This window comes from Mesorhizobium onobrychidis (assembly GCF_024707545.1).
GTDB lineage: Bacteria > Pseudomonadota > Alphaproteobacteria > Rhizobiales > Rhizobiaceae > Mesorhizobium > Mesorhizobium onobrychidis.
The window spans coordinates 4833313-4858673 of sequence record NZ_CP062229.1 but is presented as its reverse complement, the minus strand read 5'-3'; the positions used below and the strand labels follow the sequence as shown (position 1 = coordinate 4858673).

At 60.7% G+C, this 25361-nt stretch carries 22 protein-coding genes and 1 pseudogene; 7 read left to right on the top strand and 16 right to left on the bottom strand.

Annotated features, from left to right (window positions below; all coding sequences use genetic code 11):
- Positions 1-50: 50 nt before the first annotated feature.
- Positions 51-1067, bottom strand: a complete 1017-nt coding sequence (locus tag IHQ72_RS24195; RefSeq protein WP_258117737.1) for a hypothetical protein — start codon at positions 1065-1067, stop codon at positions 51-53.
- 389 nt (positions 1068-1456) lie between these two features.
- Between IHQ72_RS24195 and IHQ72_RS24190 the strand changes: the two genes are divergently transcribed.
- The gene (locus IHQ72_RS24190; protein WP_258117736.1) at positions 1457-2110 is read left to right on the top strand and encodes a VIT1/CCC1 transporter family protein; all 654 of its coding nucleotides are present in this window, start codon (positions 1457-1459) and stop codon (positions 2108-2110) included.
- Positions 2111-2200: 90 nt separating this feature from the next.
- On the opposite strand, the gene ydiK is transcribed toward IHQ72_RS24190, so the two are convergent.
- The 4 genes and pseudogenes from ydiK to IHQ72_RS37175 form a co-directional block, all read right to left on the bottom strand.
- Complete coding sequence (gene ydiK / locus IHQ72_RS24185) at positions 2201-3235, bottom strand: AI-2E family transporter YdiK (RefSeq protein WP_258117734.1); 1035 nt, start codon at positions 3233-3235, stop codon at positions 2201-2203.
- A 221-nt stretch (positions 3236-3456) separates the two neighbouring features.
- A complete protein-coding gene (gene cax / locus IHQ72_RS24180; protein ID WP_258117732.1) occupies positions 3457-4545 on the bottom strand; it encodes a calcium/proton exchanger in 1089 nt (362 codons plus the stop codon).
- A complete protein-coding gene (locus IHQ72_RS24175; protein WP_123148500.1) occupies positions 4517-4864 on the bottom strand; it encodes a potassium channel family protein in 348 nt (115 codons plus the stop codon). The genes cax and IHQ72_RS24175 overlap by 29 nt, the downstream gene beginning before the upstream one ends.
- 64 nt (positions 4865-4928) lie before the next feature.
- Positions 4929-5392: pseudogene (locus tag IHQ72_RS37175) on the bottom strand (aspartate-alanine antiporter-like transporter).
- A 372-nt stretch (positions 5393-5764) separates the two neighbouring features.
- Between IHQ72_RS37175 and IHQ72_RS36920 the strand changes: the two are divergent.
- The 5 genes from IHQ72_RS36920 to IHQ72_RS24145 all read left to right on the top strand — a co-directional run bounded on the left by IHQ72_RS36920 (position 5765) and on the right by IHQ72_RS24145 (position 10093).
- The gene (locus IHQ72_RS36920; RefSeq protein ID WP_309508649.1) at positions 5765-6271 is read left to right on the top strand and encodes a hypothetical protein; all 507 of its coding nucleotides are present in this window, start codon (positions 5765-5767) and stop codon (positions 6269-6271) included.
- A 30-nt stretch (positions 6272-6301) separates the two neighbouring features.
- Positions 6302-7720 (top strand): DUF3300 domain-containing protein, encoded by a 1419-nt coding sequence (locus IHQ72_RS24160; RefSeq protein ID WP_258117730.1) that lies wholly within the window; start codon positions 6302-6304, stop codon positions 7718-7720.
- Between the two features lie 48 nt (positions 7721-7768).
- The gene (locus tag IHQ72_RS24155) at positions 7769-8719 is read left to right on the top strand and encodes a DUF2950 domain-containing protein (protein ID WP_258117729.1); all 951 of its coding nucleotides are present in this window, start codon (positions 7769-7771) and stop codon (positions 8717-8719) included.
- A gap of 79 nt (positions 8720-8798) precedes the next feature.
- Positions 8799-9635 (top strand): universal stress protein, encoded by an 837-nt coding sequence (locus IHQ72_RS24150; protein WP_258117727.1) that lies wholly within the window; start codon positions 8799-8801, stop codon positions 9633-9635.
- A 119-nt stretch (positions 9636-9754) separates the two neighbouring features.
- Complete coding sequence (locus IHQ72_RS24145) at positions 9755-10093, top strand: hypothetical protein (RefSeq protein WP_258117726.1); 339 nt, start codon at positions 9755-9757, stop codon at positions 10091-10093.
- Between the two features lie 147 nt (positions 10094-10240).
- On the opposite strand, the gene IHQ72_RS24140 is transcribed toward IHQ72_RS24145, so the two are convergent.
- From IHQ72_RS24140 to IHQ72_RS24090, 11 genes are all read right to left on the bottom strand, one after another.
- Positions 10241-11476, bottom strand: coding sequence for an HlyD family secretion protein (locus tag IHQ72_RS24140; RefSeq protein WP_258117725.1), 1236 nt, complete (start codon positions 11474-11476; stop codon positions 10241-10243).
- Positions 11473-12027 (bottom strand): hypothetical protein, encoded by a 555-nt coding sequence (locus tag IHQ72_RS24135; protein WP_258117724.1) that lies wholly within the window; start codon positions 12025-12027, stop codon positions 11473-11475. Before IHQ72_RS24135 ends, IHQ72_RS24140 begins: the two co-directional genes overlap by 4 nt.
- A 293-nt stretch (positions 12028-12320) precedes the next feature.
- Positions 12321-12587, bottom strand: a complete 267-nt coding sequence (gene ccoS / locus IHQ72_RS24130) for a cbb3-type cytochrome oxidase assembly protein CcoS (protein ID WP_258117722.1) — start codon at positions 12585-12587, stop codon at positions 12321-12323.
- Entirely contained in the window at positions 12584-14830 is a 2247-nt protein-coding gene (locus IHQ72_RS24125; protein ID WP_258117721.1) for a heavy metal translocating P-type ATPase, read from the bottom strand. The genes ccoS and IHQ72_RS24125 overlap by 4 nt, the downstream gene beginning before the upstream one ends.
- Before the next feature lie 4 nt (positions 14831-14834).
- Entirely contained in the window at positions 14835-15653 is an 819-nt protein-coding gene (locus IHQ72_RS24120; RefSeq protein WP_023799907.1) for a DUF2189 domain-containing protein, read from the bottom strand.
- 11 nt (positions 15654-15664) lie between these two features.
- Positions 15665-15853, bottom strand: a complete 189-nt coding sequence (locus IHQ72_RS24115) for a hypothetical protein (protein ID WP_123148492.1) — start codon at positions 15851-15853, stop codon at positions 15665-15667.
- The gene (gene ccoP / locus IHQ72_RS24110; RefSeq protein ID WP_258117717.1) at positions 15850-16731 is read right to left on the bottom strand and encodes a cytochrome-c oxidase, cbb3-type subunit III; all 882 of its coding nucleotides are present in this window, start codon (positions 16729-16731) and stop codon (positions 15850-15852) included. The genes IHQ72_RS24115 and ccoP overlap by 4 nt, the downstream gene beginning before the upstream one ends.
- Positions 16722-16892, bottom strand: coding sequence for a cbb3-type cytochrome c oxidase subunit 3 (locus tag IHQ72_RS24105; protein WP_123148490.1), 171 nt, complete (start codon positions 16890-16892; stop codon positions 16722-16724). Before IHQ72_RS24105 ends, ccoP begins: the two co-directional genes overlap by 10 nt.
- A gap of 16 nt (positions 16893-16908) precedes the next feature.
- Positions 16909-17661, bottom strand: coding sequence for a cytochrome-c oxidase, cbb3-type subunit II (ccoO, locus tag IHQ72_RS24100; RefSeq protein WP_123148489.1), 753 nt, complete (start codon positions 17659-17661; stop codon positions 16909-16911).
- A gap of 3 nt (positions 17662-17664) precedes the next feature.
- On the bottom strand, positions 17665-19302 hold the full coding sequence (gene ccoN, locus IHQ72_RS24095) for a cytochrome-c oxidase, cbb3-type subunit I (RefSeq protein ID WP_258123920.1): 1638 nt from the start codon (positions 19300-19302) through the stop codon (positions 17665-17667).
- A gap of 513 nt (positions 19303-19815) precedes the next feature.
- Complete coding sequence (locus tag IHQ72_RS24090) at positions 19816-20232, bottom strand: DUF2092 domain-containing protein (RefSeq protein ID WP_258123919.1); 417 nt, start codon at positions 20230-20232, stop codon at positions 19816-19818.
- Between the two features lie 435 nt (positions 20233-20667).
- On the opposite strand from IHQ72_RS24090, the gene IHQ72_RS24085 reads away from it, so the two are divergent.
- Positions 20668-25278 (top strand): nSTAND1 domain-containing NTPase, encoded by a 4611-nt coding sequence (locus IHQ72_RS24085; protein ID WP_258117715.1) that lies wholly within the window; start codon positions 20668-20670, stop codon positions 25276-25278.
- Positions 25279-25361: the final 83 nt, after the last annotated feature.

Genomic DNA, 25361 nt, shown 5'->3' with positions numbered 1-25361 from the left:
GTATGGAGCCGCGTACGCGGTCAATGCCGTTGGCAATGACCGAGCGGCGCTTATTTCATCAGTGCGAGATTTCGCCAAAAGTTCGCCAGACTGTCCGTGCCGCCGAACAGGGTGGTGAAGTTCGTCGAGTCCACGAGCACGATGTCGCCGACGCGCTGCTGATTTGGCGGCATCCAGAGCAGGCAATTGAACTCCGTGTTGCCGGCTGCGGTGAAGGGATGCGGACGGTCGGGATCAATAGGCTGGCGCGCCAGCAAATGCACCGACTTGGTGTCCTTGGTGGTCAGCTCATAGTGCGGCAGGTGTGGATGGAAATTGAGTGTAGGGACGTTTTTGAGCAGACCCAGCTTGTCAATGTCCCGAAAGGCTGTAAGCGGCGCGATCTCCTTCGTGCCTTTGACGAGCGCTGGCCTGAGACCCCACAGGTTATGCACTGGGACGTCGAGAGCCTTCATCAGCGAACGGGTGTATTGCCCGAAGCGTTGCTGGCGCGGCACGAGTGCATCGCCGTGGTGGCGGTATTCCATCTGGCGCTGCTCGAGGTCATCGGTGAAACCGACATCGTGGTGTGGCGCGAGCAGCAGACAGGTGCCTTCGCGCTTGAGCCACTCGCCGATGGCGGCGACTTCCTCTGGCGCGGCTTCCTGCTCAGAGAGGATGTGGTCGAGTCCAAACACCATAAGCGTGTCGGTATCTGCCAGAATCCTTTCGTCGATCGGCAGCTTGAAACCCGCCTGGTCAATGCGCTGGAAAACGGCGACCGGGTGACCGGTGGCCTCGCCGGCAATGCGCTGGAAGCTGAGCGTGGAACGGTGGAAAAGCTCCAGCGTACCCGCAATTCCTTGTAGAAATTGTGCCGCGCTCCACTCCGGCGTTTCGTAATTCGGCCACAAGACGGTGCGGACTTCGGTCATCGTTGAGAAGCGGTTTTCCATCGCCGCCGGATCGCGCTGGGATTCCCAAGGGTAACTCCACGTCCAGTAGATGCTCATGCGGCGTTTTCCCGGCGTGTATTTGCGGGCAATGTGGTCTTGGTTGTAGGTGCGAGCTGGTGGCACTGTGCTCATGGTCGTTCTCCCGCATTTATGGCTAGGCTGAGTTGGCGTCGCCGAGCGCCGCGAGGTATCGAAGCGCCTTAATACCAGGAAGGAAGAAGTAGGCGCCGCCCCTGAGGGTGGTGAATGCCGGCAACCCCGTGATCTTCCTGCGGATCGGACGCTTCGGGATCTTGAACTCAAACGTCCCGTCCTGGGTGCCTGGCGCATCATTGCCATCCGAATCAAAGGATGCGCTATGGGACAGGTTCTACACCGCCGCGCCACCATGCTGAAGCGGAGCCACGCGTTCGCCTCTGCCCAAAGCACGGGAACTCGGCAAGCGGAATTAGACTCCAAACGGAAATCGCTTGCTGTAAGGTGCGATTGCTCAAGTGTTGTCATGTGCCGGTTGTCCTGCCATGAACGGTCCCGATCCCGTTAGACCCGTGCTCGACCCCATCGACCGTCTGTCGGAGGTAATTTTCGGACTATTGATGGCGCTTTCCTTCACAGGCACCATGAGCGTCGCGGTTGGCGAAGGCGACAAGGTGGGGGCCGTGCTGATGGCTGCCCTGGGCTGCAACCTCGCTTGGGGAATTGTCGACGGCGTCATGTTTGCCTTGACGACAGCTGTGGAGCGGGTGAAGCGCCTAAATTTCCTTGAGGCCATCCGCGTCATGCCCCTGGCAGAGGCGCGGCGCGTCTTCCTCTCCGAGTTGCCGAAGGACGTCCGCCTGGTCACATCCGAGGCCGACGCCGAAAGTATCGTCACGCGCATCAGATCTCTTCCAGCATCCGACAATCGGCGCATTGTGAACATTCGGGATGTCAGAGCTGCAGTTTCAATCTGCTTGCTGGTCATCCTATCGACGCTTCCACCCAGCATGCCGTTCCTGTTCATCGACGATCTGCCGACGGCGATGCGCGCGTCGAACGCGGTAGCCGTCGCCATGCTGTTTTTGATCGGCGCACGGCTCGGCAAATATATGGGCAGAAGCCCTTGGCCGATGGCTCTGGCCATGGCGGCAATCGGTAGCGTCTTGGTAGTTACGACTATAGCGCTTGGAGGGTGAACTGCCGGGCGTGCGCATTGAGTCCACCCTACTAGCCGATTTGGCTCGCGGCGCTGCCGCCTAGCTTAAAAGCAGCAACGCGTGCCGGCTTCATGGCGTTTCCCCAGGAGGTTCTCTATCATCGCCATCCGCCATCCACGCATTGAGCAGCGTATAGGCGACCGCGAGGACCGTCGGGCCTATGAAAATGCCCAGTATGCCAAACGCTACCAGGCCGCCGATGACCCCGGCCAGGATAAGCAGCATAGGCAAGTCGGCGCCTCTGCGGATGAGAACAGGGCGAATAAATTGATCCATTGTCGCGGCGACGATGGTAAAGGCCAGCAACACCGTCGCCCAAAGCGTGTCGCCCGAATAATACATCCAGATCACTGCTGGAGCCATTACCAGGACCGGACCGAGCTGGATCAGACACAAAATGAAGATCAATGCCATGAGCACGGCGGCATAGGGCACGCCGGCCACGGCCAGCCCGATACCCGCTACGGCGCTTTGCGCAACGGCGGTCACCACTACGCCTAAGGCCACGCTTCGGATCGCCTGGCCGGCTAGCTTTACCGCGGTCTCTCCACGAACGCCGCCCAGCCGGCGACCGAAGAGAATTGCGGTGGCGGCGGCCCGTTCACCGCCCGAATACATGATCGCGGCAATCGCGGTCGTCAGCAGGAAATGTATGAACATGCCACCCAAACTTCCGGTGGCTGACGCGAACCAGTAGGTCAGCGTTCCGGCATAAGGGGTCAGTCTTTGGACCAGTTCCTGAACGCCCGCCGAGTTCAGTTTCTCCCATGCTTCGGCAGCGCGTGCTCCAACCAGGGGCACTCCCTCCAGCCAGCTGGGTGGCGGTGGCAGTCGCATCGACAGGATAGTCCGGACCAGGTCGCCAACCTTGTCGATGTTCGCGATGACCGTGCTGAGCGCCAGCCAGAAGGGCACGATCACAAGCAGCAGCAAGGTCAGCGTCATGATCAGGACGGCAAGGCCGCGGCGGTTGCCGGTATGGCGCTGCAACCAGAGCATGAGCGGCCAGGTGGCAAGCACCAACGTCGTGGCCCATACGATCGCCGGCAGAAACGGCTGCATCACCCAGAAGCTGGCGATGAGAAGACTGCCGATGAACACCACCGCCAGCGTCACGCGGGTGAGATCCTGACGAGGATGGACGAGGGGACGCGAACCGTCCGAATCCAATTATCTGCCCTCCCGACGAGACCGCCGCTTGCTTATCGTTCTCACGCCATGTCCTGTAGGCCTGCTTCGGGCGCCCAAACCTGGCGGTCAGACCAGCCCATCCTGGTGTTCATCTCTGGTATTCGCCGTGACGGAACCACGCTCCACCCACCTTCCTAAACTTGCGGTGGCAGAAGGTAGATCGTCATGGCGAAGATCAGATAGACCATCAGCAGGAGCACTCCGACGAACCATGCGGAACGTCCGTTATTGGTCATCAGAAATGCCGTTATCGTCGCGATAAGCACCATGACGACCGCGCCCGGCCAGAACAGAAGGTCCATCGGAGCAGGGCCGATGACATAGCTGAGGAGCACCATCATCGGGGCAACGAAAAGCGCGATCTGTGATGCGGCCCCAAGCGCGATGCCCACGCTCAGGTCCAGCCGGTTCCTTCGCGCGCCGGCAAACGCCGCCGCCATCTCGGCGGAACCGCCCACCAACGCAACGACGATGAAACCCACGAAGGCGGGGGTCATGCCGAACGCGACCGCAGCCTCCTGCACCGACTCGACGAACACTTCGCTTACCAGAGCAACAAGCACTGTCACCGCTGCCAACGTTCCGAGAGCCAGGCCCATCGGCCACGCTTCGCCGTCTTCCGCATGGGCCGTGCCGCTGAAAAGTTCTCGATGGGTCTTCAGCGAGAAGACCAGGCCCATCGCGTAGGCGCTGATGAGCAGCACCGACAATCCAACGCTCAGCTGCTGGGTGAACGCGGACGTGGCAACGGAATCGACTTGCGCCACCATGGACGGGGTCACCATCGCGATCGTAGCGAGGAACAGCAGGCTGGTTTGCAGCCTGGCGCTGACCCTGTTGTACTCCTGCACATGATACTTGATACCGCCTAGCAGGAACGAGGCGCCCAACATGAACAGAGTATTGGCGACGATTGCTCCGGCGATAGAAGCCTTCACCAACGTGTACTGGCCGGCTTGCAGCGCAGTCAGCGCAATGACCAGTTCCGTCAGGTTTCCCAACGTGGCATTCAGCAGCCCGCCGACCGTATCGCCCGTCTTGGACGCGACCGACTCGGTAGCCGCGCTCAGCAAGGTGGCCAGCGGTACAATCGCCAGCACCGAGAGCACAAAGAGCAGCGTGTGCGCTTCCGGCTCCAATTGCCGGACGACGAATACCACCGGAACAAACGCCAAAAGCCAGAGTACGACGTTGCTACGGATCTCTTTGATCAAGGGGCCCATTTCCAGCCTCATTCAGGAGATTGCGCTCAGCCGCCCTCAGCGCCTGCACGGCGACCGCCGCAACGAGGCCTGTCATCACTATGCCGGCAAAACCGATTGCTATCGCCAGTAACCGCGTCAGAAGGTGCTGTGGCGAGAAATCGCCGTAGCCGATCGTAAGACCCGTCACGAAGGTGAAGTACAGAGCTTCGTCGACGCGCCAATTTTCAATACGCCCGATGATCAGCCCGCATCCCGCCATGGCGAGAAGGATGCCGGAGAAGATCGGCCAGACCACGCGAAGCTGCTGCACGAGCGCATAAAAGAAGCTGCGTCTCAACTGCCGCGATCGGGGCTTGCCGGGTAATCCTACTGCCACCGAGGTCCCTTTCTCAGGTCGGATTTCAGTTCGCCATCACGCCCACGATCACCGTCCCCCAGGTTGTGAGCAGGATGTGGCCGATCGGAACCGCCGGCGTATAGCCAAGGACGGCAACCGGACTACCCGAGCGGTCCTGCACCGCCGCCATGCCGGCGGTCATGGTCTGCGCCCCAGCCAGTCCTCCCAGGAGCAGTATGGGGTTCATACGGAGCAGGTAGTGCCAGAGGTACAGTCCCGGCCCCACCGAAGAGAGGGAAGCGCATACGCAGATGCCCGACAACCAGTCCTGCCAGCAGCGCCTTCAGCGACGGAGAAATCGTGATCCCAAGCTGCCCGACGATGACGGCTGCAATGGGGGTCGCTGTCACCGCTCCTAAGCCGAGATCTTCATACACAAAGGGGCAGAAATAATAGCCAATGGCTAGAGACATGAAGGTCGCGATTTCAGGACAGCTGCGAAGCGTGCTCACGAACCCATTCAACCATGATACCCTCCTGTTGCAGGTTCAATACTAGAGCAAGCGGCCAGAAGTCGATTGCTTCGCCAAAAACTAAATTATATGATAATTATCTAATGAAACCTCTGATTGTAATGTCAGTTAATTTGAATTCGTACAATACACCCTTGCGTGCCTGATTCAAGGTGTTATCATGGGATAAACAACTGCCTCGCTATGTTATTGAAGTCTCGATTTTTTTTGACGTAGACTACTACAAGGTTTACGTTTTAAACAACAGACGTAAACGAGCTAGGGGCGACAATTCAAAAACTTATTTTAGTTATGTTGTATGTCTAAAAACTGCGCGAGAAAGTAGTTTAACAATAGAGAGTTGAATGGCCATTGAAGGGGTATTCCTGTGGCGCATCAATTTTCCAGTGAGATTGGCTCTGTTCCGAGCTTGAAGCGACGGCTCACCCCGTGTGACCGGGTAAACCATATCGATGCCGCGCAAACGGTTTCCAGTGCAAGCCATATTCGCGAAGGCTCCGACAGCGGTGGCGCGGCCGGAATGCCCGACCGATGCAGATCGGACGCGCAAGGACCGCCTCTGGATGTTCAGCCCAACGCGAATTCTGCGGCGTACTGCGGAACCCTCGATTTCGAGTTCTGGCTGCGCAAATACCAAGGCGAGGAAATGGTTACGTGGCTGAAGAAGAACGTTCATCCACTGGACCTGGTCTATCGCCTGGCGGAGGACCACTCGATCGTGCTGCTCAATGGCGGGGGTTTCGATGCTCCCAACTGGAGCGTGCGTGTCTCCTTCGTCAATCTCCAGGACGATATCCATGACGACATAGGTCGCGCCGTACGTGCGGTTGGGCGGAGCTACGTCGACACTTTCGACGCCGTGCAAAAGAAATAGCTCGGCGATCGCTACCGTAGGAGCAGCCAGATGACCCATTGTTCCAGGTTCGGCCTCGTTTCAGTCGGCCTTGCGGCCCTCCTGATGCTTTCGCCGGCGGTGGGTGCGCCAGCCTACGCACAAACGCCCACGCCCACTCCCCGACCGGCGGTCGACAGCGAACCGGCCGCCGCCACCGAGGAGCCTGCTCCTCTCACGCTCGACGAATTGAAGGTTCTGACCGCGCCGATCGCGCTTTATCCCGACGATCTCGTCGCGCTCACCATCGCGGCTTCGCTCTATCCGCTGCAGATCGTGCAGGCGGCCCGCTTTCTCGACGAAAAGGCGAAGTCTCCCGACCTCGAGCCGAGCGACAAATGGGATGGCAGCGTGATCTCGCTGCTCAATTATCCCGAGATCGTGAAGATGATGAACGACGATCTGGAGTGGACCGAGCAGTTGGGGGATGCGGCCGCCAACCAGCAGAAGGATATGCTCGTCGCCATCCAGCAGTTGCGCGACGAGGCCGTGGCCAAGAACTACTTGAAGACGACGGAACAGGTGCAGGTTGTCAACGAAGGCGACAATGTCGTTATCAGGTCTGCTGATCCGCAGACCGTCTATATCCCGACCTATCCCCCCGAAATGCTGTACGAGCCCGACTACGTCATAGCGGGCGACCCGATCGCCTACGACCCGTACCCCTCCTACTACTATCCGACGGCGCCCTACTGGGCCGCGCTTGCCACCGGTGCGATGTGGGCCGCTGTGGTCGACTGGGACGACTGGGGAACCTGGGGCGGCGACGTGGATCTCGACGTCGATATCGGCGACAACATCGATATCGATTTCGACAATATCGACATCGACAATATCGACATCGACAGACTGAAGGACCTCGATCTCAAGAACATCGACCGCGACAAGATCAATCTCAAGAACGCGAACATCGACCGCGACAAGCTCAAGCAGAACCTGAAGAGCAAGGACTTCAACAACATTGCCAGCAAGGCCAAGGACCGCCGGGAGTCGGGCAAGGGCAAGCAGGCGCGGGCGCATGATCTCAAGGGCAAGGATGTCCGCAAGAACGTCGCCGAGGGTTTGAAGGACCGGCCGCAGGCCAAGCTGCCGAAGTCGGGGACGAAGCGGCCCGACGCAAAGCGCGTCTCGGACCAGCACAGGAAGGCGAAGCCGGCGGTCAACAAGCCCGCGGCCAAGAAAGTCGCTCAGAAAAAGTCCTCCAGGAAAAAGCCGGCTGCGCGCGCCGACAATCGTCCGCGCAAGCCGTCGGCGATGGGAAATCCGCGGCCCGGCAGGGTTGCGACCAACCATTCGAACCGCGGCGCCTATAGCCGGGGTGGCGGCCATCGCCAGGTGCAGAGCAGAGGTGGAAGAGGAGGGGGCGGAGGCGGACGAGGCGGAGGCGGACGAGGCGGAGGCGGACGAGGCGGAGGCGGAGGACGCCGGTAGCAACTGCCGTATCGTGTGCGACATCCGGTTTATTTCAGGAACATGATCATGATCCGATACCTCATTACCGCAACTCTCGCACTTTCGCTCGGCGTTCCCGCACTTTCGGCCGGCGGCGCCCAGGAAGCACAGACCAGCACCACGCAGGATTTCGATGCCTTCATCGGCGAGACGCCCACGCCGTTCGCAACAGTCGACGAACTCGTCGAGGCGTTCCGCAAAGCGCTGGAGGAAGATGACAAGGAGGCCGTCGCCTCGCTTCTCGGACTGTCGCCCAGCGAAGTGCTGAAGTCGAAGGAAGTGGAGGCGAGCTTTCCGGAAATCCGCGAAGAGGCGGCGAAGGCCATCGCCGTCAAGGAACTGGCATCCGACCGCCGCTCGCTTCTTCTTGGTAACCAGGTATGGCCGTTTCCATTCCCTGTCGTGCAGACAGAGGGCAAATGGGCGTTCGATACCATCGCCGGGCTGGAAGAAGTCATCAACCGCAGGATCGGCGAGAACGAGCTGACCACCGTCGCCAACCTGCGCGCCTATGTCGAGGCCCAGGAGGATTACAAGGAAACCGACTGGGACGAGGATGGCGTCGGCGAATATGCTCAGAAGTTGATCAGCACGCCCGGGACATATGACGGGCTCTATTGGGAACCCGGCGACGGCGTGCCGGAAAGCCCGTTCGGTTCGCTGATCAGCCAGGCCGAGTTGGCGACGGCCGCCGAGGACGGCTATTTCGGATACCGCTACCGCATATTGAACGGTCAAGGCGCTAACGTCGCCGGCGGCCAGTACGACTACGTCATCAACGGCAACATGATCGCCGGCTTTGGGCTGATCGCGATGCCTGCCGAATACGACCGCACAGGCATCATGACCTTCGTCGTAAACCAGTACGGCACAGTCTACGAAAAGGATCTCGGGCCCGATACGGCGGCGCTCGCCGAAAAGATCACGGCGTTCGATCCCGATGACGGTTGGGCCGTGGTCAACGATCCGGGCGAGTGAGCGGACCCATGCACATGCCGGATGAGTGCTTTGGGACTAGATGGCTGTCGCGTACCCTGCATTCAGAAGGAGGTCCCTAGTGAAAACGATAGCCCTGCTTCCTGTTATCACCTATCCCGAACCCAACCCTGAAATGGTAGTGCCCAGGGCGGTCGCGATGGCGGCGGCCCTCGGCGCGCAACTGCATGCGTTGGCCATCAACGTAGAGATCCGAAACATCTCGAATGCGCTGTCGCGGAGGCTGGTCGACGTCCCCAAAATGACGCGGGAGGCCGAAGCGCTGTGCCGGGATCGCGGCGAAGCGTTTCTAGCAAAGGTTGTGCTGGAAGCGAAACGGGCAGGCGTGGACTCAACCACAGACGCGGTCGCGTCGAACGCTCCCTTGCTGAATGACACCGCTGCAATTCAAGCGCGTTACTATGATCTCGTTCTCTGCGCCTGGGAGGCGAACAACCCCACGAGCAGGACGACCGCGCAGGCCATTATCTTCGGGTCGGGAAGGCCGACGATCCTTCTGCCAGAGGTCGAGCCTGTCACGAAGCTGCACAGCGTTGCTATTGCCTGGGACGGCAGCCGTGTTGCGGCTCGCGCCGTGGCGGATGCACATCAGGTGTTGCGCCGCGCTTCCAAGATTACGGTGCTCACCGTGACGGGCGAGAAGTCCCTGCAGGAGACGGACGCCGCCCAACGCTTGGCTCAAGGGCTGAACCTACGCGGGCTGTCAGCCGAGGCCATGCCATTCGTATCCGAGGATTGCCCGGTCGAGGTGTCGCTTCAGGAGCGAGCGATCGAAATCGGCGCCGACCTGATGATCATGGGAGCGTTCGGTCACACCAGACTGAGGGATTTCGTGCTCGGTGGGGCCACGAAAGGCATCCTGTCGGACGTCCGGCTGCCGATAATGCTTTCGCATTGATCGTGTCGGTGACGAGTGGCGAAGCGCCATCGAGCTTATTCGGAACCGGTGGTCAAGGAACGGCAATCAATGGTGTATATTTGGCAATGGTGTATATTTGGCCTAGGAAGGATATTCGCATGAAGGCTCGTTGGCTATTTACAGGAACAGTTTTCGCTGTCATTGCGCAATCGTCGCTTGCCTGCATGTATAGCCCTGAAGCACATGCCCAAGAGGGATCGTTCGAGGACTTTCCTTTCTTGGTGCGTTGTGAATTAAGCGGCATCGTTCGTGCTTACTACTTGTCCAAAATTGGTCCAGACGGGGTTGCCGTTTATATAACCCCCGACAATCAGGCCGGCACAATCACCATACGAGGCAAGGCCGAGCCAGTTGGCGGAGATTGGTCGGGAAGTTGCGCCGGAAAAACACTTGAGCAACTAAGGTCGGCAGGCCAAGCGTATGACTTGCCGCATTGATCCCTTGAGACGTCGTTGTTGCTCCGCGTTATGTCGGTTCAAATCCCGTTCCATTTAAGCACGAACGGCCATAGCGAGCTTAAGATCGCACTTTGGTGCACATGACGGTATTTCCTTTGGCCGCATGTTCGACGGCGCGTCGGTTCCTCAATGCCCGCCCGAAAAGACGAGTGTTTGCACCGGAAGAAGGAGCGCCTGGAATCTCAATATGATCGCATGCACCAGCCCGACCGTATCTATGACGTGCAGGAACAGCCAGTGCGCTGTGCCCAAATCTTCCTCGGCAAGTCGGTCGTGATTGTTGGTGTAGGCGTTGGCGATGCAACTGCTGCCTGGAGGCACGCCATCGAACCCTCCCGCGAACAGCGGCTCCAGAAAGACGGTGATCGTTCCGGGCCGGACCACCTGTTGGGCGTCGATCAACTGATCCGACATCCGAACCTGACCGGTCGAGATGAGATCCTGAACCTCGGTGACCACCATCGGAATGATCGTCAGAGGCATCGAAATACAAGTCGCTTCGGCAACCATGCCGACCTTCATCACCTGGGCTTCGAGCTGGCTGAAGCCCCCTATAAGCGCCTTCCTTCCGGCTTCCGCCGGTATCAGAACGCCGGCGGGCCGCATAAAGGGATTGACGATGTCTCCCTTTCGCAGGGTGAATTGCTCCAGCGTACCGGCGACCCCGGCGTAGACGACGGTCTTGTCCAGTTCGACCTGGGCCTGGGCAAGCGCCGCCTCGGCGCTCTTTTTCTGCGCCGGCAGCACGGACGAAATCTGTGATTCGACTGACTGCTTGCTCGCCACGACGGCGGAAACGGCGGCCTGCCGCCCTTCCACGATATTGGCGAGCCTCTCGATCTCGCGCTGCGCGACCGTGCTGGCGTTTCGCCGTTGAAGCTCGCTCTTGGTTTCGAATTCGTCCAGGGCCTGCTGATAGGCGCTCTGCGCTTCCTGAATGCGGGCGTCGGCCCCAACCAGTTCGGTCTTGGCCAATTCGAAACCAGCGTCTATCTCCGATATGCGCCGTCGCGCGGTCTCGAGCGCCGCTTCCTGCTCCGAGCTGTCAAGCCTGAAGATGCGCTGGCCAGCCTCGACCTTGTCCCTTATGCCCACATAGACTTCCTCGACGCGGCCGGAGCCTTCGGGAAGGATGGGAATTGTGCGGAAGAACGAAACCGCGCTCGACGTCGACGGATGATAGTAAAGAATGAGCGTCAAAAGGACTATGGTCAGGGCTATGCACGCCGTTATTCCGTATCGCAGCTCATACCACACCGAATAAAGCGTGATCTCGTGACCAATCCTCTTTCCCTGTACGAACCTCCGGACGAGAAAATCGGGCAGGACGGTCAGGACCGAACAAAGCAGAACCTCGATCATCGTTCATGACCTCCCACTGACACCGGCTGGCGCTGATGGCGGTCGGACGGCTCCGGCGCATGCGTCTTGGCGATTTCGTCGCGGGGGTCGCTTCGGGCTTTCTCCAAGGGGGTCGGAGGAGGTACGGCCTCCACTTTGACCGGCGTATAGTTGGCAAGCACCTCGGGAGCCGGCTCAGACGGCGCCTCCGCGGCGGGGGATCGAAACCGCCCCGTCGCCATCCTGGCGAGCGAGTCGGCCATGCTGGCCAGGGGCGTCCAGAAGTCGGGCACGGGGACGAGCGCCAGAAACAGCGCGGCAATCCAGAACGCATGGACGTGGGTGAACAACGCCAGCAGCGACAGCACCGCCACCAGCTGGAACTGGATCTGACTGCCGCCGTGGGACATGCGCTCCGGCAAGGAATGGAGCCAGAAGTACAAACTTCCAATCCCCATCACGGCCAGCACAAGGAAGATGACCGACCCCGTGAACAACACATCGGTCTCGCCGGGGGCCGTTATGAAAGGCGGCAGATGATGCGGCGCCGCCGGATGCATTGCCTCGGACATGCCTGCCACTCCCCAATTTCGCTCGTGCGAGGACGCCCGAGCACTAGGCGCAGCAACGTCCAGCGCCCAAACTTAAGGATACTCCGTCCGCATCCGAATGCAACTGAAGAGGCCAGCAGTCGCGGAGCCGCCGCCCTACGCAGGACAGCCATCTCGTTGCTATAGCAATGCCAAGGCGACCGCCAGAAGGCTAACGACCAAGGCGGCGAGGCTTGGGACAAGCACGGCGGCTCCCGAGTAAAAAGCCAACGCCGCCACCCAGTCGTACGGCCTGTCACCAGCTTGAGACATTGTCAAACCCTTCCGTCCGTTCTGCTCCTTGAGAAAACGCCGTCGGCGGTCGGCGCCTTCCCGCCCTTGGGGCGAGCCTCATGAGCGGCCGCCTCGCTTTTCCACCCATACTGACGAAGGGGAACGTCCGCGGCGTCTGAAAGCAGCACCCTTTCGGCGGCTCCGTCGAGATCTTCATATTGGCCGCTGCGCATCGACCACAGGAACGCCGCGAGACCCGCGACGCCCATGCCCAAGGCAATTGGAACAAGCCAGACGAGATAGTTCATGCCGCCTCCGCCAAGTCGAGCCTGCGAAGAGCCGGAGATCCTGCGGGCGGAGGCTCGCCCGGAAGGCGCAATGCGTTTCCGACCACGAGAATCGATGACGTCGACATGGCGACAGCGGCCATAAGGGGCGTAACATGGCCCATCACAGCGAGGGGCACGACCAGAACGTTGTAGGCGATGGCAAGGGCGAGGTTCTGCCGCACCAGCCGGGATGCGTTCCGAGCGACTCTTATGGCATGTGGTACGGCCTCCAGGCTCGTGCCCAGGAAGACAAGGTCGGCAGCATTCCGCCCGATGTCTGCCGCCGACGAGGGCGCCATTGAGACATGCGCGGTGGCGAGCGCGGGGGCATCGTTCAGCCCGTCTCCAACCATAAGGATGCGGCGGCCGGACCGCGCCAGCTCCTCCAGACGCTCGACCTTGTCCTCGGGAAGCGCACCGTGGCGGATTTCCGAGATTCCCAACGCAGCCGCCACCCTGCAAGCCTCCTCCACTCGATCGCCGGACAGCACCTCTGTCGCCAACCCGAGGTCAGCTAGCTTTCGGATGGCACGCGTCGCGCCAGGACGGATTTCGTCGGCAATCGCAAATGAACCCGCAAGCTTTCCGTCTTTCGAAAGCCACGTGGCGGCTTCACTCGGGACGTTGGCCACGCTTGCGGAGACCCAATCCTTCCTTCCTAGCCTGTAAAACGCTTCGCCAACGCGCCCTTCGATCCCGTACCCGGCAACTTCGCGGAACCCTTCGATAGCCACTCTTGCGACTGTCATCGCGGCCACCGCGCGCCCCACCGGGTGCCTGGAAAAGGAGGCGAGTGCTGCGGCGGCCACAACATCTTGCGGAGCTACCGTGTGCCGTTCGACGCGGGCGGCGCCCGTCGTGAGCGTGCCCGTCTTGTCGAAGACCACGGTGTCGGTCTCGGCAAGGCGCTCTAGCGCGCTGCCATCCTTGAGGGTGACGCCGAGATCGAACAGCCGGCGCGCCGCCACGACCTGGACCATCGGCACGGCAAGGCCGAGCGCGCACGGGCAGGTGATGATGAGGACGGAAATCGCAATCGTAACCGATCGATGCCAGTCGCCTGTAAGCAGTATCCAGGCGGCGCAAGTCGCAAGCGCCAGCAGATGGATGACAGGGGAATAGAGCGCGGCCGCGCGGTCGGCGATGCGGCGATAGCGGGCGCGGCCGTGCTCAGCCGCCTCCATCAGCCTGACCACGTCGGCGAGGAAGGAATCCCGTGCACGCCGCTCGGCACGGACAGTGAGCGCGCCATCAAGACTTAGCGCTCCCGAAAGAACGGCGCTGCCCGGCTGCGCGCGTTCGGGCTTGGACTCACCGCTCACCACCGAAACGTCGAGGCTGCCCGCGCCCATGACAACCGTCCCGTCCACCGGAATGCGTTCTCCGGGGGCTACCAATATCATGTCGCCCGGCTCGATTTCTGTCAGGTCGCGGAACTCGCGGCTTCCGTCCGCCCCGACCACCGCCGCCCCCCTCGGCATCAAGCGGGCAAGACCGGTGACGGCGTTCCGCGCCTTCCGCCTCATCGCATGGTCAAGCGTGCGCCCGACAAGCAGAAAGAAGATCAACGACGTTACCGCATCGAAATAGGCGTGAGGTCCTCCGACAGACGTGTCGTAGAGGCTCAAGCCCAGAGCCAGCAGGATTCCGACTGAGATGGGAAAGTCCATGCTGGCGGTGCGCTTCATCGCCAAATTCCACGCCGAAACGAAGAATATCCGTCCGGAATAGGCGACGGTGGGGACGGCCAGCAGCGCCGAGATCAAGTGAAATGCATTTCGAGTTCCCTGATCTGCGCCAGACCAGACGGACACCGACAGCAACATGATGTTCATGGCGGCGAATCCCGCCACGGCTGTGGCCCGCAGCAGCCGCGACAACTCGGCATCGCATGCGCCGTCTTCCGTCTCCGCGAGGCAGGCATCGTATCCGACAGCCTTCAGGGCGTCGAACATCGGAGGGACACGACCTTCATTCCTCCACTTCACGGCGACACGTCGGGACGTGAGATTCACTCGTGCCGCGATGATTCCGTCGAGACTTTGCAGCGCGCCTTCGATCGCAGCTATGCAGGCAGCGCAATGCGCTTGCGGTACCGAAAACTGGGTCTGGAAAGCGCCATCCCCCATGTCGCGGCTGGCGAGCACGATTTCGCGCTCGGCAATCTCCCGCCCTGGCGCCAGCAGCAATGCGGCTTCGGCTCCCGGCGCGCAACAACTCATGGTCTCACCCCTCTGGACGTGCGACCGCCCTGTACGCATGCCAGGTTGCGTGCCCCAGCAGAGGAAAGATGACGATCATCCCGATAAGCCCTGTGACCACGCAGACTGCGAAGAGCAGGAGCACCAAGGCGCCCCAGGCCAGCATCGGCGGAAGGTTGTTCCACACCAGTTTCGCGCTGATAGCCATAGCCGTCAGCGCGTCCACGCGCCGGTCGAGCAGCATCGGCACTGCAAAGACGCTGATGGCGAAAGCGAAGGCCGCGAAGAGGCCTCCTATCGCCGTCCCGATCGCAATCATCGCCCACCCATATGCGGTGCCGAAGAGCACTCCGACTATGCGGTCGAATCCGGGAAAGGGCGTCACGCCGAAGAAGAGCGCCCAGAGGAGCACCGCCGCACGCGTCCACAGAAGCAGGAGCAAACACAGTAGTAGGCCCGTGAAGAAGACCTGTGCGCCGCCGGTGGGGCGCACCAGGAGCATTGATGCCAGACCGATGGCGCGTCCTTCCTCTATTGCCCGGCTCTTTTCATACAGGCCTAGCGCCAAAAAGGGGGCCACGATCATGAACCCGGCAAGCGCCGGAAACAGAATGTAGTCACGACCGAATCCGACAAGCGTCCAAACGAAGGCGACGGACAGGAGAAAGACGACAATCCCATAGGCCAGGCTCGACGCGGGCCGGATCCAGAAATCCCGCCAGCCCGCAGAGAGCCAGCGGAGTCCCTCGAAAAGCGGCAGTCCCCGGTCGAGGCGCCGGTCGCGCGTTTCGCCAATGCCCGAGGTCTCGCTGAGCAGCCAATACGACTTGTCGGTCTCGCTCATCTCACTCCTCCTCAGCACGCTGACTTCGCCGCGCGGTAGCCTTCGCCTTCGCCCCCGGCCTTCAAGTGCTCCACGCAGTCCGGTTGCGACTGAACCGCCACATAGACAAGGTGCGCGTTCGCCCCGGCAAAAATCAGCAACCCGGCTGGAACCAGCACCCAGGCTATCCATGCTTTGCTGTGGGATATCTTTGTGGTCATGGCTGCTGCGTTCCAAGATCGTGGACATAGAGCGCGAGCGTCTTGATCTCGGCCGTCGTCAGCCTCTCGTCCCAGGTCGGCATGTGACCCTGCCGTCCGCCGTGCACGGACGCGATGATCGTGTCCAGATCTTCACCATAAATCCAGTGCGAGTCCGTGAGATTTGGAGCGCCGACATCCCGCTTCCCCTTGGCATTCTCCTCGTGGCAGGTCGCGCAGGTCGTGACGAATACCTCCCGCCCTGCTTCTATCTGCTTGATGTTTTCATGGGTAGAGTAGTCGGGGTGCGTCAGCGAATAGACGTAGGCGGCCACGGTCCGGACCTGTTCGCGGTCGAGCATCTCATCGCGCCCGAAAGCCGGCATCTGTCCGATCCGGCTTTCCGGGTGCCGGGTGTTGATGCCCACGCGCATCGTCTGCTCGATGAGTTCGGGGCCGCCGCCCCATAGCCAATCGTCGTCCGTAAGGTCGGGATAGTTCGCTCCGCCTTTGCCGTCCCTGCCGTGGCATGCCGCGCAGTTGTCGCCGAACAGCTGCCGTCCGGTGCTGCGAACCGTTTGCATCAGCGCCTCGTCGGCGAGGATCACATCGTAGCCTTCCGTCTCGATGCGATTCATCCAGTTCACCCGATCGCGCCGCGCCTCGACGAGGCGCGCCTCGACCGTCTGTCTTTGGTCAATTCCGAGAAGGCCCCTCGTATAGGTCGTTCCCAGCGGCCAGGATGGAACGAGAAACCACCATGCGATCGCCCAGACGTGGGTTACGATCAGGAACATGAGCACGCCGCGCGGGACCGGCGTATCCAACTCCTTGATGCCGTTCCACTCGTGACCGGTGGTCTCGCGGCCGGTGACGGGGTCGCGTTCATTCACTTCCATGGCTTGTCGTCCTCGTCGAGGATGCTGTGCTTGGCCCTGTCGAAACGCTTCCTGTTCGAAGGCCAGAAGGTATAGACGAGCACGCCGAGTGCGAACGCGATCAGGTAAAAAAGGCCCCAACTCTTCGAGAATGCGACAACGGCGTTATAATCCAGGTCCATCCGATAGCCTCCGCCATTAGCCTTCCGGGTCCGGCTCTTCTTCAGGGGCCGCGGTATTCCCGTACGCTGCTGCCGTCAGTCGCCCCAGGACCTGGAGATAGGCCACCAGTGCGTCCATCTCGGTGACGTCGGTCGTCACTCCGTCGAACGCGCTTACCTGGGTCTCCTCGCCGTAACGCTCAGTGACGCCTGCGGCGAAGTCCGTGTCCGGAGTCGCCTGGCCATAGGCGTCGCGCGCCGCGTTCTCCAGCATCTCGTCCGTGTAGGGTACGCCGAGCGCCCGCTGCGCCGCCAGGTGCAAGGGCAGGTCTTCAATCTTCAGAGACGTACGGGCCAACCAGCGGTAGGCGGGCATGTTCGACTCCGGGACCACGTCACGAGGGTTCGTCAGGTGCGCGACGTGCCAGAAGTCGGAATACTTGCCGCCGACACGGGCGAGATCCGGTCCCGTCCGCTTGGACCCCCAGAGCATCGGGCGGTCATACCGGGACTCTACGGCGAGCGAGTAGGGCCCATAGCGCTCCACCTCGTCCCGGAGTGTCCGGATCATCTGGCTATGGCAGGCGTAGCAGCCCTCGCGGATATAGATGTTGCGCCCGGCGAGCTCCAGCGGGGTGTACATCCGCATGTCCGGAGCTTCTTCCACCGTCTCATCGATGGTGAACAGGGGCGCGATCTCGACGATGCCGCCGACACTCGCGGCCGCGATGATTGCGATAACGAACCAGATGGCAGAACGCTCGAGCTTGCGGTGGAAGAGTTCAGGCATCTGTCATTCCCCCGGGAGGGTCGCCGGGATTACGGGCACGTCTGCTTCGCGCGGCGCAGCGAGCGGCGCGGACCGGACCGTCATCCACATATTATAGCAGCCCACTACCGCGCCCAGCAGGAAGAGCAGGCCACCGAAGGCGCGGGCGATGTAATAGGGGTACATCGCCACCAGCGAGTCGACGAAGGAATAGGCGAGCGCGCCGTCTTCCGTGTAGGTCCGCCACATCAGCCCCTGGATGATGCCTGAATTCCACATCGCGAAGGCGTAAATCAGCGTTCCGGCAATCGCCAGCCAGAAGTGCACCTCGACGAGGGTCGCCGAGTACATGCGCTCGCGCTTCCAGAGGCTGGGCACGAGCGTATAAAGCGAGCCGAAGGTGATCAGCGCGACCCAGCCAAGGGCGCCTGCGTGAACGTGCCCGACGGTCCAGTCGGTATAGTGAGACAGCGAGTTCACCGGCCGGATGGCGAGGAACGAGCCCTCGAAGGTCGAAAGGCCATAGAATACCACGGCGGCCATCATGAAGCGCAGCGTAGCGTCGTCGCGCACCTTGTGCCATGCGCCATTGAGGGTCAGAAGCGCGTTGCCTGCTGAAGCCCAGGACGGCACGAGCAGCATCACCGAGAACGTCATGCCGAGCGTCTGCACCCAGTGCGGAAGCGCGGTGTAGTGCAGGTGGTGCGAACCCGCCCACATGTAGAAGAAGGTGATGCCCCAGAAGCTCAGGATCGACAGGCGATAGGAGAAGATCGGTCGCTGCGCCCTGACGGGCAGGTAGTAGTAGAGCATGCCGAGGAAGCCCGCAGTCAGGAAGAAGGCGACCGCGTTGTGGCCATACCACCACTGGACCATCGCATCCTGGACGCCCGGCCAGATCGTGTAGCTCTTGGCGTGCCCCCATGAGACGGGAACGGCGAGGTTGTTCACGATGTGGAGGATCGCGACGACCAGGATGAACGCCATGAAGTACCAGTTGGCGACGTAGATGTGCGGCTCCTTCCGTCGCGCGATCGTAGCGATGTAGAGGATGAAGTAGGTCACCCACACGATCACCAGCCACAAGTCGGCATACCACTCGGCTTCCGCGTATTCCTTCGACTGGGTGACGCCTAGCAGATAGCCGGAAATGGCCAGAACGCAGAACAGATTGAAGCCGAGAAGCACGAACCACGGGCTGATCTGCCCAGCAAGCCGTGCACGAGACGTGCGCTGGACGACGTGGAACGAGGTCGCGATTAAGGCATTTCCGCCGAACCCGAAGATGACGCCGGAGGTGTGCGCAGGCCTCAGCCGCCCGAAGCTGGACCACGCCGCATCGAAGGCAAGGTCGGGCCACGCGAGCTGTGCGGCCACCCAAACGCCCATGAACATGCCGAATACAGCCCAGGCCATCGAAAGCACAATGCCGACTTTGATCGGATCGTCGTAATACGACGCCTCCCGGTCCTCCGTCGGCTCCGGCTCGTAGAACGAGGACAGCACTCCGTAGAGCAATCCGCCTGCGAACAGCATTACGATAACGCCCTGGACACCAAGCGTGTCCGAACGTCCCAGGGCTGCCATCGCCGCTCCAGTGATCACCACGGCGAGCGCGATAGCTGCGCCGCGCTGGCGTTCCGAGGACGTAAGCTGCCGGATCATGTCCCCTCCTCTGCCTTCACGCACAGGACCATCACGGACCAAAACTGCGTAAGATGGGGAGCAGTTTCATGAGTACGGCCCTACGGCATCGGCTAAGGTACAGTCGTTCAACGAAGATGGAAATGCCTTTAGCGCTTCTTGCCAAATCTTTCGCTTGTGGCCGCGGGGAACTTGATGTGTGCTCATCGTTCAGCGTGCAACAGAAATTTGTCTTCTTTTGCCTTGCCACCGCGTTTCACGTCTTCGGGTCTTGCTCGCGCTTTGTCGTTTTGGGCTACGATTGGGAAAGTCATCGCGCAGTTATCCGCCAGTGATCATGGCTCAAGGGTGCTTTCGATGCTCAATTGGCGGTTTTCAATCGACCGGCTGACTACGCTGACAGGTACGACGGCGACAGGTACTACGGAGAATATTACGCCAGCGGGCGTCCATGCTCGCCCAAGCTGAATGATGCCGGAAAATGTCGCAGTTTTAATTCAGGCCACTATGGAAACTACCGGCGCCGCGTCATCATACTTGATCGGTAATTGCCGGCTTGTTGACTGGCATCGACGTGGTAGCGTCCGCCAAGTTGTCGGCGAAGCGGCGGGGAACGAGGGTCGAGCCCGCTTCGACCCAGAGCTGCCAATCCGCGCCATCGGCTCTCAAACGAGATCTGGTGGCTGTTTTCGCGAGGGCCTTGCTCACGTCCGAGTAGAGGAGGTCGGCAAGTGGAATTTCGAACTTATACTTATCGGTCAGTTCATCCAGCAGCTTGTTCGTATCACCCGCGAATTCAAGGGCCATAAATTCATTCATGCTGCGGCGCCAGAAGGTGAGCTTGGAGCCATCGTACCAAATTGAGGCGGAGACACCGGCATATTCGTTCGTAGTAAGCGACCCTTTGTCGGGCTTTTTTCTTCGGAAATTACATGGTCGCCCGCGCAACTTACCCGTGGACGGCAAGAACCGACCCTTTGCGGACCATCCCTGATGGGAGGTCAAGGGAACGTCGTGACCCCTAGCTGCCGTTCCGTGGAACCACCTTGGAAGTCCGGGTCAGGTCAAACCCCGTCGTTTGCGAATGGCAATTTTGAAGCCGTGTGCGAAAACGCGATCTTCGGTCGATAGGCGGGACTTATGCCGGTGTCCCGTTGTCGCAAGTGCGCCACGGGATGGAGGTCCAATGGACGATCAATAAAACTAGAATTATGCTGGTAGTGGCAGAACCGACTGGGGTTGGATTTCTCCGCTACAATGGCGGAAACTGTGCGTTGAGGTCAAAAGGAATAATTGCCAACGCCGTCCTTCGGGTAAGCTTGGTGCTCCCTCCTCATCGGCCGCCATTTCCTTTAGGATGCTTCAGGATTGCGGGAGCTGGCTATGGCCGTGGATCGCGTTCAGCGTAGAATGGCTGCCATCCTTGCAGCCGATGTGGTCGGCTACAGCCGGCTGATAGGCAGGGATGAGGAAGGTACTCTTGCGACCCTGAGAGCCTATCGCCAGATCATTGACCGGCTGATTGTGCACCATGAGGGACGGGTGTTCGGCAGCGCCGGAGACAGTGTCATCGCGGAGTTCGCAAGCCCTGTCGAGGCGCTGCGGTGTGCCACCGAAATCCAGTTGGAAATCGATAGACAGAACGCCGACCTCCCCGAGCCAGGCCGCCTGCGATTTCGCATCGGTATCAACCTCGGCGATGTCGTCGTAGAGGGTGACAACCTCATGGGCGACGGCGTCAACGTCGCCGCGCGTTTGGAACCGTTATCACGGCCGGGCGGAATATGTGTCTCCGAGGCGATCTATGCGCAGGCTCGCGATCGGCTTTCGCTCGATTTCATCGATCTTGGCGAGCACAAGGTGAAGAATATCGCCCGGCCTGTGCACGTCTATCGTGTACCCCTCGCTTCGGAGGAACAGGTCAGGTCGCCTTTTCGCGGTCTCGACGTCTTCGAATTTGAAAACGCCGACCTCTTTTTCGGCAGAGCGCGGGCGATCACTGCTTGCACCGAAAGGCTGGAGCAGCTGGCAGCCAACGGCAAAGCATTTTTGCTCATCTACGGGATGAGCGGCTCCGGCAAGTCTTCTCTTCTGCGCGCGGGGCTGATGCCTTCAATCACCCGACCCGGCGCAGTGGTAGGCATCAGTTTGTGGCGCCGTTGCCTGATCCGCCCGTCCGAAGGGCCTGATGCTGTCGCCTCGTTGACCGCGGGACTGCTTCGCGAAGGTGCCTTGCCCGAGTTGGCTCTCGAACTGACAGCGGCAGAGCTGACTCAACTCTGTCGAAGCGCTCCCGATCGCGCGCTGACTCTGATCCGCCAGGCACTCGGCAAAGCAGCCACCGCCGCTGGCTCGGTCCCTTCGCAAATACGATTGCTGATCGCCATCGATCAGACAGAGGAGCTGTTCACGACGGAGAAGGAACCGGCGTCGCGCGAAGGGCTTGTGCGGCTCTTGGCGGCGTTCGCCGGCAGCGGACTGGTCTGGGTGATTGCGACGATCCGGTCGGATTTCTTTCACCGCTGCGGCGAAGTCCGAGGCTTCTCGGCGCTGAAGGACGGCCTCGGCAGCTATGAGCTCTTGCCGCCGACGAGCCCTGAGATCGCCCAGATCATTCGCGAGCCGGCTCGTGCTGCCGCACTCCGCTTCGAGGAGCGCGCCGATCTGGGGCGGCTCGATGATGTGCTGCAGGACGCGGCAGCCGCCGATCCCGGATCGTTGCCGCTTCTCGAATTCGTTCTCGATGCGCTGTACGAGGTAGGCCGGGAGCGCCGGATCCTCACCTTTGCTGCGTATCGTGCGCTTGGCGGCCTCGAAGGGGCGATCGCGCGCCGCGCCGATGAAGTCGTCGACGCGCTCCCGCCCGACATCCAGGAGGCATTGCCGGCGGTGCTGCGTGCTCTCACCACGGTGCGTCCGGGCGATGAAACTGTTACGGCAAGTCCAGTCCTGCTCAGCGAAGTGGCTGGAAAGCCGGCACGAGTGGCTCTCGTCGATGCGCTGATCGCCGCCCGGCTCCTCGTCAGTGATGAAGATGCCGCGGGCCATGTCTTCGTCCGCGTGGCCCATGAAGCGCTGCTCAGCCGCTGGCCGCGCGCCAGCGACATTGTCAACGCGAATAGGAGCTTCCTCGAGACGCGGGCTCGGCTCAAGGCTGACGCCCATCGATGGCACTCAGACAACAAGAACCGCGATCTTTTGCTGCCGTCCGGCAAGCGTCTCGCCGAGGGCGAGGAATTGCTGCTATCGAGACGCCAGGAAGTCGACGATCAAGTCGTTGAATACATCGAGGCGTCCTCACGTGCCCAGAAGGAGAGAGAGGAGAAGGACCGGCAAGCAGAGCGGGCACTGATCGAGGCTGCTGAAGTAGCAAGACGCGAACGCTTGGAGCGCGAGGCCGACCGGCTCGCGGGAGAAGCTGAGCGTCGGGATCTGGCAGCAACTGCTGCGATACAGCTGGCACGACGTACGCGCTATGCGGCCATTGTCGCGACGGTGTTGGCTCTCTTGGCTGGAGCAGGCGCATTCATTGGGTTCAGAGGACAGCAGGAAGCAATGCGGCAGGCGGTGCTGGCGCAAATGAGCGCGGACAAGGCCAGGTCGGCCGAGAGGAAGGCCCTTGAGGCGCGCGACCAGGCGCTGCGCAACCAGTCTCTTTCGCTTGCGTTTCTTTCGCAGCAAACCGCAACGAGCGGTAATACTGAGGCCGCGGTTTTGCTGGCGCTCGAAGCGCTGCCGACGGGCACATCTGAACACAGACGCCCGTACATCGTTGATGCGGAGGCCGCGCTTTACAAGGCTTTGCTAGCGCATCGTCAAACGAGGATCTTCCACCAAGACGCCAGTGTGACACATGCAGCCTTCAATCGGACCGGCGACCGCATTGTCACCTCATCGCATGACGCGACGGCACGCATTTGGGACGCCCTGAATGGTACCGAGACTGCGGTTCTGAAGGGCCACCAAGGCGCCGTTGAGAGAGCCGAGTTCAGCCCGGACGGAAGCCGCGTCATTACAGTTGCTAGAGATGGCACCGCGCGCATGTGGAGCGCCACCTCAGGGGAGCAGCTCTTTTTACTTCAGCCGGTCGGCAATTTTCCTACGGCGATTTTCAGCCCAAACGGCACCCGCGTGCTGACAGCGGGGGAGAACAGCGATGCATCACTCTGGGACGCTCAAACCGGAAGGAAAATCCTAAGTGTAGAGAGACGTGGAAGCTCCCTGGCTAGCTTTAGTCCCGATGGCCAGAGCTTCGCAATCGCACAACGCGATCAACGCTCCGTTCTTATCTGGAATGCGGAAGATGGCAAACTGAACCGGACTCTGCGGGTTAACGCTTGGCCGTACAGCGTCGCATTCAGCCCGGACGGAAGCCGGATCCTGATAAGCTCGTGGGGCCCAATTTCATACCCTTTCCTTTCGCATCTTTGGGACGTGTCGAAAGGCATGGAAATTGCGAAATTGGCCGGTCACAAGAGCGACACACAGTTGCAAGGCGTAATGTTCAGTCACGACGGCCGTCGAATTGCGACGGTATCACTCGATGGTAGCGCACGACTCTGGGACGGAATCTCGGGTAATTTGCTTGGCGTGCTCGGCCAGGAGTCCTCGGGGCTCAAACTAAGTTACCTGGGCCCGGATGAGCGCGATCAGGAGATGAACAGCGTCTTCAGCCAAGACGATCGGTTCTTGGCTGCCGCTTCCCTCAACGGCACGGTTCGTATTTGGGATGTCGAGCGCACGTCGCTGCTCACCACCATCATCGGCCATGACGCCTTGGTCGAGCACGTGGAATTCAGCCCAGTTAACAACAGCATTCTTCTCACTGCATCGCACGATCGCACCGCTCGGCTCTGGGATATCGACGGGGTTCTGACAACTGCGCTGTCCCATGAATATCCGCCGACCTTTGCGGTCTTTAGTCCCGATAATGTGCACCTTTTGACAGGAGGTGGGGATAGCGCAGCGCACCTGTGGGAGGTTGTAAGCGGACGTCAGATAGCCGAGCTTGACACACACGAAACTATCCAAAGTGCGACGTTCAGCCCTGATGGAAGTCGCGTTGCAACCGCATCTCTTGGGGGCCGAGTTCTTGTTTGGGACGTTGCAAGCAGACGCGAGGTCGCGCAGCTCAAATCTCGTGAGGGGCTACTTCAAGTTCAATTTAGTCCCAAGGGAGACCTGTTAGCGACGGGTTCGGCTCACGGTACCGCACAGTTGTGGGACGCGGCAAGCGGCGCCGAACTGGCCACCATCAAGACAAGCGGGAAGTTGCCACAGGCGATTTTCGGCCGGGACGGGGATCTCGTCCTTACCGCGACGGACGACAACGCTGCCCACCTTTTGAAGACGGACGGAACTGAATTCAAGGTTCTCATCGGGCATCAGAACCGAATCACCGCGGCCGCTTTCAGTCCAGACGGCCAACTGGTTGTCACGGGTTCACTCGACCGCACCGCGCGGATCTGGTCGATCAAGGACGGAAACAGTGTCGCGACGCTGAAGGGCCACAGCGACGAGCTGACAGCAGTCGCGTTCAGCCAGGACGGTCAGTCTCTCCTAACTGCCTCACGCGATGGGACCGTTCGAATCTGGAGCGTTCCGGTAGGAACAGAAAAGGTCGTTCTCAGGGGTCACAGCGGCGCAGTGGACAGCGCGCAAATCAGTCCTAACGGTTTGTATGTCGTGACGACGTCGTCTCAGGATCGCACGGTCAGGCTCTGGGCGGCGCAGTCGGGGCGCGAGATCGCAGTGCCTGCCAGCCTTGAGGACGAGGCCAACCGACCGGCGCTGATGCGGGCGGCTTTCAATTCCGATGGAACGAGGATCGCAATCGTGTCCGGTGATGATAGCGTCCGAATAATTCGCGCGTTCCAAACACCTCTGGACCTCATTGACTACGCACGTGGGATTGTTCCACGCGAACTGACCGCCTGCGAACGGCGACGTTTCTTCCTTCCTGTCGAAGGTGAAGTTGGCGACTGTCCAAGCTGATATCGCTCCAATGCGCTGTCGACCTCACCACGCGATGGTCGGCGTCAGCCGTTCCGAGCTAAGAGCGAATGGCAGTTCTGGCG

Bases quoted from the DNA above. Each gene is read 5' to 3' on its own strand.
- IHQ72_RS24195 (WP_258117737.1), bottom strand. From the start codon at position 1,067: ATGAGCACAGTGCCACCAGCTCGCACCTACAACCAAGACCACATTGCC.
- IHQ72_RS24190 (WP_258117736.1), top strand. From the start codon at position 1,457: ATGAACGGTCCCGATCCCGTTAGACCCGTGCTCGACCCCATCGACCGT.
- cax (WP_258117732.1), bottom strand. From the start codon at position 4,545: ATGGGCCCCTTGATCAAAGAGATCCGTAGCAACGTCGTACTCTGGCTT.
- IHQ72_RS24160 (WP_258117730.1), top strand. From the start codon at position 6,302: ATGACCCATTGTTCCAGGTTCGGCCTCGTTTCAGTCGGCCTTGCGGCC.
- IHQ72_RS24155 (WP_258117729.1), top strand. From the start codon at position 7,769: ATGATCCGATACCTCATTACCGCAACTCTCGCACTTTCGCTCGGCGTT.
- IHQ72_RS24145 (WP_258117726.1), top strand. From the start codon at position 9,755: ATGAAGGCTCGTTGGCTATTTACAGGAACAGTTTTCGCTGTCATTGCG.
- IHQ72_RS24140 (WP_258117725.1), bottom strand. From the start codon at position 11,476: ATGATCGAGGTTCTGCTTTGTTCGGTCCTGACCGTCCTGCCCGATTTT.
- IHQ72_RS24135 (WP_258117724.1), bottom strand. From the start codon at position 12,027: ATGTCCGAGGCAATGCATCCGGCGGCGCCGCATCATCTGCCGCCTTTC.
- ccoS (WP_258117722.1), bottom strand. From the start codon at position 12,587: ATGAACTATCTCGTCTGGCTTGTTCCAATTGCCTTGGGCATGGGCGTC.
- IHQ72_RS24125 (WP_258117721.1), bottom strand. From the start codon at position 14,830: ATGAGTTGTTGCGCGCCGGGAGCCGAAGCCGCATTGCTGCTGGCGCCA.
- IHQ72_RS24120 (WP_023799907.1), bottom strand. From the start codon at position 15,653: ATGAGCGAGACCGACAAGTCGTATTGGCTGCTCAGCGAGACCTCGGGC.
- IHQ72_RS24115 (WP_123148492.1), bottom strand. From the start codon at position 15,853: ATGACCACAAAGATATCCCACAGCAAAGCATGGATAGCCTGGGTGCTG.
- ccoP (WP_258117717.1), bottom strand. From the start codon at position 16,731: ATGGAAGTGAATGAACGCGACCCCGTCACCGGCCGCGAGACCACCGGT.
- IHQ72_RS24105 (WP_123148490.1), bottom strand. From the start codon at position 16,892: ATGGACCTGGATTATAACGCCGTTGTCGCATTCTCGAAGAGTTGGGGC.
- ccoO (WP_123148489.1), bottom strand. From the start codon at position 17,661: ATGCCTGAACTCTTCCACCGCAAGCTCGAGCGTTCTGCCATCTGGTTC.
- IHQ72_RS24085 (WP_258117715.1), top strand. From the start codon at position 20,668: ATGGCCGTGGATCGCGTTCAGCGTAGAATGGCTGCCATCCTTGCAGCC.